This window comes from Saccharothrix sabaoui (genome assembly GCF_051756985.1).
Taxonomy (GTDB): Bacteria; Actinomycetota; Actinomycetes; order Mycobacteriales; family Pseudonocardiaceae; genus Actinosynnema.
On the sequence record NZ_JBPKJK010000227.1, the window covers coordinates 1 to 11668 of the forward strand.

At 74.1% G+C, this 11668-nt stretch carries 10 protein-coding genes; 3 read left to right on the forward strand and 7 right to left on the reverse strand.

Annotation, left to right across the window (positions count from 1 at the left end; translation table 11 throughout):
• Positions 1-294: 294 nt before the first annotated feature.
• Together ACR807_RS38590 and ACR807_RS38595 are read right to left on the reverse strand one after the other, a co-directional pair.
• A complete protein-coding gene (locus ACR807_RS38590; RefSeq protein WP_438926478.1) occupies positions 295-681 on the reverse strand; it encodes a VOC family protein in 387 nt (128 codons plus the stop codon).
• 82 nt (positions 682-763) lie between these two features.
• On the reverse strand, positions 764-1477 hold the full coding sequence (locus ACR807_RS38595; protein ID WP_438926479.1) for a PIG-L deacetylase family protein: 714 nt from the start codon (positions 1475-1477) through the stop codon (positions 764-766).
• 160 nt (positions 1478-1637) lie between these two features.
• Between ACR807_RS38595 and ACR807_RS38600 the strand changes: the two genes are divergently transcribed.
• The 3 genes from ACR807_RS38600 to ACR807_RS38610 are packed head-to-tail and all read left to right on the forward strand — an operon-like array spanning position 1638 to position 6564.
• Positions 1638-3227, forward strand: a complete 1590-nt coding sequence (locus tag ACR807_RS38600; RefSeq protein WP_438926480.1) for an ABC transporter substrate-binding protein — start codon at positions 1638-1640, stop codon at positions 3225-3227.
• Positions 3224-4207: an ABC transporter permease gene (locus ACR807_RS38605; RefSeq protein ID WP_438926481.1), complete on the forward strand. Its 984-nt coding sequence runs from the start codon at positions 3224-3226 to the stop codon at positions 4205-4207. Before ACR807_RS38600 ends, ACR807_RS38605 begins: the two co-directional genes overlap by 4 nt.
• Positions 4204-6564: an ABC transporter ATP-binding protein/permease gene (locus ACR807_RS38610; protein WP_438926482.1), complete on the forward strand. Its 2361-nt coding sequence runs from the start codon at positions 4204-4206 to the stop codon at positions 6562-6564. Before ACR807_RS38605 ends, ACR807_RS38610 begins: the two co-directional genes overlap by 4 nt.
• Before the next feature lie 55 nt (positions 6565-6619).
• Here ACR807_RS38610 and ACR807_RS38615 read toward each other — a convergent pair whose 3' ends face one another.
• The 5 genes from ACR807_RS38615 to ACR807_RS38635 all read right to left on the reverse strand — a co-directional run bounded on the left by ACR807_RS38615 (position 6620) and on the right by ACR807_RS38635 (position 11343).
• Positions 6620-6964, reverse strand: coding sequence for a nuclear transport factor 2 family protein (locus ACR807_RS38615; protein WP_438926483.1), 345 nt, complete (start codon positions 6962-6964; stop codon positions 6620-6622).
• Between the two features lies 1 nt (position 6965).
• On the reverse strand, positions 6966-7676 hold the full coding sequence (locus ACR807_RS38620; RefSeq protein ID WP_438926484.1) for an SDR family NAD(P)-dependent oxidoreductase: 711 nt from the start codon (positions 7674-7676) through the stop codon (positions 6966-6968).
• 103 nt (positions 7677-7779) lie between these two features.
• Positions 7780-8703, reverse strand: coding sequence for a LysR family transcriptional regulator (locus ACR807_RS38625; protein ID WP_438926485.1), 924 nt, complete (start codon positions 8701-8703; stop codon positions 7780-7782).
• An 85-nt stretch (positions 8704-8788) separates the two neighbouring features.
• Positions 8789-9919 carry a winged helix DNA-binding domain-containing protein gene (locus ACR807_RS38630; protein ID WP_438926486.1) on the reverse strand — a complete coding sequence of 377 codons (1131 nt, stop codon included), beginning with the start codon at positions 9917-9919 and terminating at the stop codon, positions 8789-8791.
• A gap of 68 nt (positions 9920-9987) precedes the next feature.
• Positions 9988-11343, reverse strand: a complete 1356-nt coding sequence (locus tag ACR807_RS38635) for a zinc metalloprotease (RefSeq protein WP_438926487.1) — start codon at positions 11341-11343, stop codon at positions 9988-9990.
• Positions 11344-11668 lie beyond the last annotated feature (325 nt).

Below are 11668 nucleotides of genomic sequence, written 5' to 3' on the forward strand. Positions count from 1 at the left end.
TCAGCGGGTGCGCGCCCGCGTTCCGGACCTGCGTTTCGCAGCACTCGTCCGGGGTGGCCCGGAGCTGCGGGACCGCCCGGCCCACGTTGCCCCGCTGGGTCTCGCGGGTCGTCGACACGTTCCCGCCCGAGGGAGGCCCGGGAACTGCCGTTCGGCCGCGCTCCGCCGGGCCGGGCGACCGCGCTCCGCTGGGCCGGGCGACCGCGCGCACCCCGCCGGCCGGCCCGGCGCGGCACCGGAAAAGGTGTGAGGGCCCCGACCGCGGTCGGGGCCCTCACGTCGTCGCGCACCTGTTCAGGCGGTCCCGTCGAGCCGCTGGTTGAAGAACCACTCGTGGCCCTCCACGTCCACCACCTTGAACACCCGCATGCCCTGCGGGGTGTTGGTGGGCGGGAACGCGACCTCGCCGCCCGCGCCGGTCACCCGCTCGTGCAACGCGTCGGCGTCCGCCACGTCGACCGAGACCATGGCGTTGACCGCGCCGCTGTTGCGCGGGTTGCGGTACTCGCCGCCCGGCCCCGCCAGGTAGACGGGGTCGCCGAGCGGCGTGCTCATCTCGGCGTGGAAGACGGTGCCGTCCTCGTGCGCGTAGCGCTTGTCCTCGGTGAAGCCGAACGTGGTGCTGAGCCAGTCCAGCGCGGCGGCGGCGTTCTCGTACTTCAGGTAAGGGATCGCAGGCATGGGCAGAGGGTGGCACCCGGTGGTGGCGCGGTGATGCCCAGAATTGAACACCCCCGACCGGACACCCGGTCGAACCGCCGGGTCAGCCGCCGACGACGAACTCCAGCGTCACCGCGGGACGGCCGTCGTAGCGCTGACCGTTGGCCTCGAACAGCCGCGTCAGCGGGGTCCGCACGTCGGTCGCGCCCAACGCGTCCAGGTACGCCCGGTGCGCCTCCAACGACGCCACGGCCAGGTCCACCGACCCGCTCACGTCCACCGCGTGCGTGGGCCGCGGCGAGGCCAGCACCGCCACGTGGCGCACGCCCGTCCACGGCTCGCCCGCGTCGGGGAAGATCCAGCGGTTGCCCGCGTCGGCCACGGCGTCGAGCAGCGCGCGGCCCACGGCGCGGTGGTCGGCGCTGTTCCACCGGTTCGTGAACGTCTCGTCGCGGTGGTTGTAGCCCACCACCAGCTCGGGCCGGAAGCGGCGGACCTCGGCGGCCAGGTCGCGGCGCAGCGCCACCCCCTCCTCGATCACCCCGTCGCGGTGGCCCTCCAGGAACACCACCTCCTTCACCCCCACCAGGTCCGCGCTGGTGCGCTGCTCCCGCTCGCGCACCGCCGCCGACTCGGCCGGGTCCAGGCCGTCGATGCCCGCCTCACCCCGGGTCACCAGGACGTAGGCCACCTCCTTGCCCGCGGCGGTCCACGCCGCCACGGCGCCCGCGCCGGAGAACTCGATGTCGTCCGGGTGGGCCACCACGCACAGCACGCGGGTGAAGTCCTCCGGCACGTCCTTCAATCGCTCGCTCATGCCCCGCACGATCGCAGGCGACCGCGACGCGTGTCTGTGCCGAACTGCGCATCACAGGTCGGACCGGATGCCTACTTCTGAGCAGTCGCCCACGCGCACCGGCCGTTAGCGTGCCGCCGACGGTCGCCGAGCGCGACCCTGTCCTGGACCAGGAGGTGCGATGTCCATGTCGGACGGTCGTGGTTTTAACCGGCGGGCCCTGTTGCGGGGGTTCGCGGGTGTGTCGCTCGCCGCGACGGTGCCGGGCGCTCTCGCGGCGTGCGGCGGGTCCGGCGCCGGACCGCTCGCGCAGAGCACCGCGCCCTCGGTCGAACCGAAGCGCGGCGGCCGGATGCGCGCGGCGTTCATCGGCGGCAGCAACGAGACCGCCAACATCCTCAAGTCCACCAACACGCCGATCGACTACGTCCGCACGCGCGTCGTGTACGACGTGCTGGTCGACATCGACGCCGACGGCAAGCCGACGTTCGTGCTGGCCGAGGAGATCGCGCCCAACGCCGACGGCACCCAGTGGACGATCAGGCTGCGCGAGGGCATCACGTTCCACGACGGGCGCACCATGACGTCCGAGGACGTGCTGCACACGCTGCGCACCTACGTGGACCAGAAGTCCAACACCGCGCCGCTGCTCATGGACATCGACCTGGCCAACGCCAAGCGCCAGGACGACCGCACCCTGGTGCTGCCCATGCTGCGCCCGCACGGCTTCCTCGACCTGGCCCTGACCCAGGGCGTGTTCGTGTTCTCCAAGGACACCACGGACTTCACCAAGGCGATCGGCTCCGGCCCGTTCACCGTCGACCGGCTGGAGCCGGGCAAGGGCAGCCTGCTCAAGCGCAACCCGAACTACTGGCGGCCCGAGGGCGGCCCGTACCTCGACGAGCTGGAGCTGCTGTCCATCGCCGACCCGGAGGCGCGGCTCAACGCCCTCAAGTCCGGGCAGCTCGACTACGCCGCGAGCATCCCGCTCACCTCGGCCCGCGTGGAGCGCGACAACGCCGACGTGAAGCTGTTCGTGCCGCCCAAGTGGGAGTGGGCGAACTTCGGCGCGTCCATGAAGCGCAACAAGGAGCCGTTCACCGACCCGCGCGTCACGCAGGCCCTGCGGTACGCGGTCGACCGGCAGAAGATGGTCGACAACGTCACCCTCGGCTTCGGCGAGCTGGGCAACGACCTGTTCGGCAAGCACCTGCCGTTCTACGCGGAGGAACTGCCGCAGCGCGAGTACGACCCGGAGCGCGCCAAGAAGCTGCTCAAGGACGCCGGCATGTCGGACCTGAAGCTGAAGATCCGCACCAGCGACTACGAGTACGGCCTCACCGAGGGCGCGGTCGCGTTCGCCGAGCACGCCAAGGCCGCCGGCATCACCATCGAGCTGGACAAGGTGCCCGCCGCGGACTTCCTCGCCGACTACAAGGTGTTCGTCGGCGCGCAGTTCCAGTCGGCCAACCGCAAGCCCCGGCCGCTGCCGCTGGACGTGCTGTTCTTCTACGGCTCCGACGCGCTGCTGCCGTTCACCGGCCTGGCGGGGGAGAAGGTCGACAAGCTCGCCGCCGCCGTGCGCACCGCGGTCAGCGAGGAGCAGCGCCGCACCTCGATGGGCGACCTCCAGCAGCTGCTCAGCGAGGAGGGCGGCGACCTGGTGTGGGCCCGCGCCCCGATCGTCTCGGCCGGCACCCCGAAGGTCAACGGCGTGAAGTCGTTGGGCTACCCCGGGTTCCCCAGCTTCCGAGACGCCTTCCTGGCATGACCGCGGAGGTGGCGGTGCGGCGGGCCGGGGGGTTGCCCCGGCTCGTCGCCTTCCGGCTGGTGGCCGGGTTCGGGGTGCTGCTGGCGGTGTCGGCGATCGTGTTCCTCGCGACCGAGCTCGCACCCGGCGACGCCGCCACCGCCGCGCTCGGCCCCGACTCCGACCCTGCCTCGGTGGTCGCGATGCGCACCGAGCTGGGGCTCGACCGCCCGGCGGTGGTGCGCTACTTCGACTGGCTGTGGAGCGCGGCGGGCGGCGACTTCGGCGTCTCCTACGTCAGCCACCGCCCGGTCTCCGACGTGATCGCGGAACGGGCGGGCAACACCGCACTGCTCGGCGGGCTGGCGGTCGTGCTGCTGGTGCCGCTGGCGATCGGCCTCGGCGTGTGGTCCGCGCTGCGCGCCGGCCGCACCGCCGACCGCGTCATCTCGGGCACCACGCTGGGCCTGGTGTCGGTGCCGGAGTTCGTCATCGGCACCGTGCTGGTGGTCGTGTTCGCCGTGCAGCTGGGCGTGCTGCCCGCCGTGTCGTTCGTGCCGCCGGGGCAGCAGCCGCTGGACTCGCCGGAGATCCTCGTGCTGCCGGTCGTCACGCTGCTCGCCGTCTGCCTGGCCCACAACGTGCGGCTGGTGCGGGCGGGCGTGCGCGAGGTGTCCACCGGGGACGCGGCGGAGAACGCCCGGCTCAACGGCGTTCCCGAGCACCGGGTCGTGCTGCGCTACGTGCTGCCCTCGGCGCTGCCGCCGGCCCTGCCGATCTTCTGCCGCTACGCCGGGTTCCTGCTCGGCGGCGCGCTGATCGCCGAGACCATGTTCGGCTACCCCGGCCTCGCCTCGGCCCTGGTCACCGCCTCGGCCGGCCGCGACGTGCCGGTGGTGCAGGCCGTCGCGCTGGCCGCGGCGGCGGTGACCGTGCTGCTCAACCTCGTCGGCGACGTGCTCGCCGTCCTGCTCGACCCGAAACGGGGGGTGACCCGGTGACGTCCGAGGCGCGGCGGGGTGCGAGGGTGCCGTGGGGCCTCGTCGTGCCCCTGGGCCTGGTGCTGCTGGTGGCGGTGCTCGGCCCGTTCCTGGCCCCGCACGCGCCCGACGAGTCGGTGTCGTTCCCGTTCGCCCCCTCGGCGCCCGGGCACCCGCTGGGCACCGACTACCTGGGCGCCGACGTGCTGAGCAGGCTGCTGCACGGCGGCCGGACCCTGGTGCTCGTCGCGCTGGCCGTGCTGGTGGTCACCTACTCGGTCGCCACGGCGGCCGGGATGCTCGCCGCGCACCGGGGCGGCTGGGTGGACCACACCGTCATGCGGACCGCGGACGTGCTGATGGGCCTGCCCGCGATCGTGCTGCTCACCGTCATCGTCACCGGCGTCGGCCGGGGCACGGGCGGCGCGGCGGTGGCGATCACCGTCGTCCTGCTGCCCGACATCGTGCGCGTGGTGCGCACCGCGACCGCCGGCGCGCTGTCCCGCGACTACGTCGAGGTGGCCGCGGCGCGCGGCGAGCCCGGCCGGTCGGTGCTCGTGCGCGAGGTGCTGCCCAACCTGGGTCCCGTGCTGGCCGCCGACCTCGGTGTGCGGTTCGTCGCCGCGGTGTACGCGGTGGCCACCGCGAGCTTCCTCGGGCTCGGCGTGCAGCCGCCCACCGCCGACTGGGCGTTGATGATCTTCGAGAACCGCGGCGGCCTGGCGTTGCAGCCGCTCGCCGTGCTGGCCCCGGTGGCCGCGCTGGTCGTGCTGCTGAGCCTGTCCAGCGCCCTGGCCGACCGCCTGGCCGTCGACCGCTCGCCGCGCCGCGCCCCCCGCCGCGCGCGGGTGGTCCGCGCCGTCGCCGACGACCCCCGGCCCGCGGTCGCCGCCGAGGTGGTGGGGCTGCGCATCGCCGTGGCGGGCACCGACCGCACCGTCGTGGACGGCGTGGACCTGGCCGTGCGGCCGGGCGAGGTGCTGGGCCTGGTCGGCGCGTCCGGCAGCGGCAAGACCACCATCGCCCTGGCCCTGCTCGGCCACCTGCGCCCCGGGCTCGTCCACGTCGGGGGCGTCACCCGCGTCGCCGGGCACGACCTGGGCGCGCGGTCCGGCCGTGCCCTGCGCCTGCTGCGCGCCCGGCACGCCGCCTACGTCGCCCAGGACCCGCGCACCGCGCTGCCGTCCCACCTGCGGGTGCGCGCCCAGCTGGCCGAGGTGCTGCGGGCCAGGGGCGTCGCCCGCGCCGAGGTCGACGCGCTGTCCAGGGCGGCCCTGCGCCGGGCGAACCTGCCGGACGACGACGAGTTCCTCGACCGCCGGCCGCACCAGATGTCCGGCGGCCAGCTCCAGCGCCTCGCGCTGGCCATCGCGCTGACCCACCGGCCCGCGGTCGTCGTCCTGGACGAGCCGACCAGCGCCCTGGACGCGGACAACGCCGACCGCCTGCTCGCCGAGTTCGTGGAGCTGTGCCGGGTCTCCGGCGCCGCCGCCGTGCTCGTGTCCCACGACCTGCCCGCGCTGGCCACCGCCGCCGACCGGCTCGCCGTGGTCGACGGCGGCCGGGTCGTCGAGGTGGGGCCGGCGGAGCGCGTGCTGACCGCGCCGACGCACCCCGGCACCAGGCAGCTCGTGGTCGCCGCCGACACCCCGGTGCGCCGGGAGCCCCCCGAGGACGCCCCGGACCTGCTCGTCGTCTCCGGCGTCACCGTCCGCCGGCGCGGCGTGGGGGTCGTGCTGGACCGGGCGTCGCTGCGGGCGCCCGCCGGCGGCGGCGTGTGCCTGGTCGGGCCCTCCGGGTGCGGCAAGACCACCCTGCTGCGCGTCGTCGCGGGCCTGATGGCGCCCGCCGAGGGGAGTGTCCTGCTCGACGGCGTGCCGCTGGCCCCGCTGGTGGCCGGCCGCGACGCCGAGCAGCTCCGCCGCGTCCAGCTGGTCCCGCAGAACCCCTACGACTCGCTCAACCCGCGGCACACCGTGCGCCGCATCGTCGCCCGGCCGCTGGAGCAGTTCGACCTGTGCGGCGACGACGAGGAGGTCACCGACGAGGTGGTCGGGCTGTTGCGCCGGGTCGGCCTCACCGAGCGGCACGCCGACTCCCTGCCCGCCGCGCTGTCCGGTGGCGAGCGCCAGCGGGTCGCCATCGCCCGCGCCCTGGCCGCCGACCCGGACGTGCTGCTGTGCGACGAGGTCACCAGCGCCCTGGACCGCGCGGTCGCCGCGAGCGTGGTCGACCTGCTCTCCGAGCTGCGCGAGGAGCGCGGGCTCACCCTGCTCGTGGTCACCCACGACCCGGCGGTGGTGCGCCGGGTCGGCGGCGAGGTGCACGAGATGGTGGACGGCAGGCCCGTACCGCGACCCCGCCCCGCCATGGCCTGAACCGTCGCGCCGAGCCCGGACCACCCCGAGCCCGGACCACCCCGGGCGCGGCGGCTCAGACCGGCGCGGACACCTGGTAGTAGCTGATCAGGTCGCCCTCCACGAGCACGCCCAGCTGCACCCGCAGCGTCGGCCGGTCGACGAAGGAGAACGCCACGTCCAGGTAGCCGAGCACCAGGTCGTCGGCCAGTTGGCGGGTTTCGAGGACCTCGTAGTCCGCCTTCAGCCCGAGCGGCTGGGAGCCGTAGTACTCGGCCACCGCCGCGCGGCCCACGCCGTGGGGGCGCAGGCCCCGGAAGATCGCGTCGGTGGTGAAGGTCGCGGCCACGCGCTCGGGGTCGTGCGCGTCCACGGCGTCCTTCCACCGGTCCATGACGTCCCGCAGCACCTGTTCGCCCACGTCAGTGCCCCGCGCTCTGGCCGCCGTCGACGTGCAGGACCTCGCCCGTGACGAACCCGGCCTGCTCCAGGAAGGTGATCGCCTCGACGACCTCGTCGACCTCGCCCAGGCGGCCGACCGGGTGCAGCGCGGCGAGGGCGTCGTGCGCCTCCGGCGCGTGCATCGGCGTGCGGATGACGCCGAGCGCGAGGGCGTTGACCCGCACGCCCCGGGACGCGTACTCGATCGCCAGCGACCTGGTCACGGCGTTCAGGCCGCCCTTGGTCAGCGACGCGAGCGCCGAGGGGAACGCGGACAGCGCGTGGTCGACCAGGCTGGTGGACACGTTGACCACGTGGCCGCCGCCGCCCCGGGCGAGCATCGCCGCCACGGCGCTGCGGGAGATGTCGAAGAAACTCCGCAGGTTGGTGCCCACGACGGTGGCGAAGTCCTCGTCGGTGTAGTCGGTGAACGGCTTGGCGACGAACACGCCCGCGTTGTTCACCAGCGTGTCGACCCGGCCGAACCGCGCGAGCGCCTCCTCGACGACGCGGGCGCCGTTCCCGGGCCGCGACAGGTCGGCGCGCACGGCCAGCACCTCCGGGTCGTCGGGGGCGTCGATCGTGCGGGACACCGCCACGACGGAGTAGCCGAGCTTGCGGTAGGCCGGGACCAGGGCCGCGCCGATGCCCTGGGACGCGCCCGTGATGACGGCGACCTTCTGGGTGTCCATGTCGGAGTACCCGCTTTCCGGTGAGGAGTGGTGGAACCCGCTCCTCGATCGTGCGCGCGGGCGGGTCCGCGTGCCACGACCTGTTTCCTCCTCCGCGGGAGGCTCAGCCTCCCGGTGCCCGGTGGGGATCGTCCGCGGGCAGCCACACGCCCTCCCGGCGCAGGCCGAGGTCGCCCACGTCACGGGTGAGGGCGTCGGCGGCGGCCAGCACGGTGGCGCGGACCTCGTCGTCGCGGCGGACGAGCGACCACGTCCACACCACCTCCGGGTCGACCACCGGCCGCTGGACGAGGTCCGGTGGCAGCGGCGCGGTCTGGCCCTTGGGCGAGTTGAGCACCGGCGTGGCGCACGCCCGCACGTGGTCGAAGAACGCGGGCCCGGTGACGGCGCCGTTGTGGATGCGCACCACGCGGGCGCCGGTGTCGCGCGCGAACTCCTCGGCGAAGGCGTTCCACGACGACCACGACGTGACGTCGTCGTCCACCAGCACCGCGGTGTCCGCCGCTCGCACCGGGCCGCTGTCCGCGCCGCTCGACACGGCGTAGAGCCGGTCCGCGCCGAGCAGCCGGGCCGTCAGCCCCCGGCGGGCGAGGTCGGCGGTCCGCACCCAGCACACGGCCAGGTCGAGGCTGCCGTCGGCGACGCGCGCCGCCTGCGCGTGCGACGGCACGACCCACGTGTCCACGTACAGCTGCGCGACCCCGGACGTGCGAGAGGACAGGTCCGGGGGCAGCCAGTTGACGTAGCCGACGCGTACCGGGTCGGCCCCGGCCAGCCGCTGCGCCCGGCGACGCAGCGCGTCGGCCGAGTCGAGCAGCGCGCGCACGTCCGGGAGCAGCGCGGCGCCGGCCGCGGTGAGGGCGACCGCCCGGTGGTCGCGGGCGAACAGCGGCACGCCCAGGTCGCGTTCGAGCGCCTTGATCTGCTGCGACAGCGACGGCCCCGCGATCAGCAACCGGGCCGCCGCCCGGCCGAAGTGCAGCTCCTCGGCGACGGCGACGAAGTACCGGAGTCGGCGCAGTTCCACGACGCCCATCCTAGGAGGCGGGCCCTCCCGCGCCGGGGCCCGCGACGGGCCGGCCCTCCCGCGCCGGGGGTTCGCGCCGGGCGGGTCAGCCCTCCACGACGACCGCGTGGCCCTTGGCGTCGGGCTGGGCGAACCGGGCCAGCCGCTCGGCCTCCGCCTCCAGCGCCTTGCGGTCCTTCGCGGACAGCGCCTCCAGCGGGCGCAGCGACACGGTGGCGACCCGCCGCTTGACCTCGATCGCCCACGTGCCCGCCACCAGGCCGTCGACCAGGAAGGTCGGTTTGATCTGGAGGTTGGACTTGGCGTAGACGACGTCCTTGTGCGCGGTGGGCAGGATGCGCTCGCGGTGCGCGCCCTGGTACGCCAGCAGGGTGCTGTCGAACGCGGGCAGCAGCTTCACCGGCGCGGGGGTGCCCGCGTCCGGCCTGGGCGCGTCCGGCAGGTCGTGCAGCACGCGGCGGCCGTCCTCGGAGAACGTGACCAGGTCGTCCATCGCGGCCAGGGCGTCGCGCACCGCGGGGGTGCGGTGGCCGATCCAGGTGGCGACGTCGTCCGCGGCGGCGGGGCCGAACGCGCGCAGGTGCGCCCGGATGACCGCCCCCAGGGCGGCGTCGGCGTCCTCGTCGGCCGGGGGAGCGGCGCGCAGCGCCTCGGGGGCCTTCGCGCCCCACGTGCCGTCGGCCGGCGCGCGGACGAACGCGGGCACACCCCGGAAGGGACGCCACTTGTACTGCCGCTGGAACGCGATCTCCTCGTCGGTGGTGGCGTCCGGGTGGCGTTCCAGGAACGCCTCGATGAACGCGCACACCTCGTCGACGGTGCGGGCCCGCTCGGCGGTGTGCTCGCGCAGCTCGGCCAGCAGCCGGTCCATCAGCGGCGCCGGCCCCTTGGTCTTGCGCCGCCAGTCGGCCGCGCCGGTGAGGGCGGTGACCGCCGCGTACGCCGGGTACTGCTCGGCGGCCACCACGTGCAGCGTGCCGCGCAGCAGGGTCGACAGCAGCAGCTCGCCGCGCTCCGCCGCCGCGGTGACCGCGTCCGGGGCCAGGTCGGCGGTCCGGGTCCACAGCGCGACCGGGACCGCCGGCCAGCTCTGCGCCTGCACCGCCCCCACGCGCGCGAGGACTCCCGGGACCGAGTCGTCGATCGGTTCCAGGAGTCCTTGGCGAGCCAGCAGGGCGCGGTTGAGCTCTCGGGTCGTGATGCCGGCCGCGGTCACGTGTCCTTGCCTCCACAGTGCGGGTCGTGTCCCGGGTACGGTAACCCGTCCCGCCGTGCCGGGGGCGGTCAGGAGCCGACCGCGCCCGCCTGCGCCGTGGCCTTCGCCGAGCTCAACCGCTCGTCGCGCAGCGCCAGCTCCGCGCGCCGCGCCCGCCGCCTGCGGAGCAGGTTGCGGGTGGACACGTACAGGCCGCCGCCGTCGAGCAGCACCGCCACCAGCACGATCGTGGCGAAGTCGAACGAGTTGATCCGGCTGTCCTGGCCGGTCGCGAACAGGAACGCCTGCGACAGGTAGCCGATCAGCACCGGCAGGGTGATCGCGAACAGCGAGGCGATCGTGACGCCGCGGCCCAGCAGGTACACCGCCGAGTACCAGCGCACCGACTTCATCTCGCGCGGGCTCAGGTCGGACAGGTCCTCGCGCTTGGGGGAGCGCCACAGCCTGCGCAGGCCGTTGAGCATCCACTTCTCGGTGTCCTTGATCAGGTTGCGGGTCCCGATCGCGGTGGTGATCACGTAGTAGAAGTCGGTGTGCATGAAGAAGAAGCACTGCCACAGCAGGCGGCCGAAGTAGGTCCACAGCGCCGCGGCGGTGAGCCACTGGATCTCCTGCGGAACCGACAGCGCGCCGGTCTCCATCAGCTTGAGCAGGATGATCGCGATCGAGCCGAACACGCCGTCCACGATGGGGCCGGACAGGAACGCGACGTAGCGCTCCTTCTTGGACGCCAGCCAGATGCCGCTCATGTCGGTCTCGGCGACCAGGATGTAGAGCCGGCTGCCGATGCCGATGCGCGCGGGCACGCCGGCGGCGCGGGCCGCCACGAGGTGCGCGACCTCGTGGATGTAGATGCCCAGCACCATGATCGCCATGGTCGACCAGGTGAGCAGCGCGAAGTGCTCGGGGAACAGCAGGACCGTGGCGCCGGGGATGATGCCCGGGTTCAGGATCGCGATGAGCACGCCGGTGGCGATGACCAGGCCGGAGAGCACGAGGACGGGCGTCGAGAAGATCCGCCGCGCCGTCTTCTGGCTGATCCACTCCATGTGGCTCTTCCAGCGCAGGCCCGGTGCCGGGTCGCCGGCCGGTGCGGCGGCGCCCGAGGCCGCGGTGGCGGTGCCGGCCGCGGCGGTGGCGGTGACCGTGCCGCCCGCCTCGCCGTCCACCGTGACGAAGCCCTCGGCGACCATCGCGTCGATGAAGTCGTCGAGGTCGGCGGTCTCGCCGTGCTTGGCCTCGTAGCGGCGGCTCGCCTCCGCGGGCGTGCAGCCCTCGGCGAACCACTCCAGCACGTCGAGCCCCTCCAGGGGGATGCTCAGGAAGACCTGTCGGTCGACGTCGCCGATGACCGCGGAGTCGGCCTCGCGCCGATGCGAGTACGGCAGCACGGTGATCACCGAGTCGGGGGGATAGCCGGGCATCGGTGCGGTCCTTTCTCTCCCGTGGGAAACCGGTGGGCCGGCGCACGCGCGCCGACCCACCGGCTGGTCATTCCGTTGCTGCCGGGTGTCGTCAGGCGACGACGACCGAGCAGGAGGTCGCGGCGCTGGTCTTGACGGTCTCCAGGCGGCGGACGACGAGCTTCTTCATGTGTGGTCACCTCCCCTCGCTCTGTGCTGTGGGGGAATCGTGCTCCGGACCGCCCGGTCCGGTCTGCGCAACGTTGAGCACTCCTCGGCAACGGACTTCGTTGTCCCGCAACGACTTCCGCCAGTCGGTGCGACGGCTTCCGGTGTGCGCGCCGAC

Coding starts and splice junctions, on each gene's coding strand:
- ACR807_RS38635 (WP_438926487.1), bottom strand. CDS start 11,343: ATGCCCGGCTATCCCCCCGACTCGGTGATCACCGTGCTGCCGTACTCG.
- ACR807_RS38605 (WP_438926481.1), top strand. CDS start 3,224: ATGACCGCGGAGGTGGCGGTGCGGCGGGCCGGGGGGTTGCCCCGGCTC.
- ACR807_RS38590 (WP_438926478.1), bottom strand. CDS start 681: ATGCCTGCGATCCCTTACCTGAAGTACGAGAACGCCGCCGCCGCGCTG.
- ACR807_RS38600 (WP_438926480.1), top strand. CDS start 1,638: ATGTCCATGTCGGACGGTCGTGGTTTTAACCGGCGGGCCCTGTTGCGG.
- ACR807_RS38620 (WP_438926484.1), bottom strand. CDS start 7,676: ATGGACACCCAGAAGGTCGCCGTCATCACGGGCGCGTCCCAGGGCATC.
- ACR807_RS38595 (WP_438926479.1), bottom strand. CDS start 1,477: ATGAGCGAGCGATTGAAGGACGTGCCGGAGGACTTCACCCGCGTGCTG.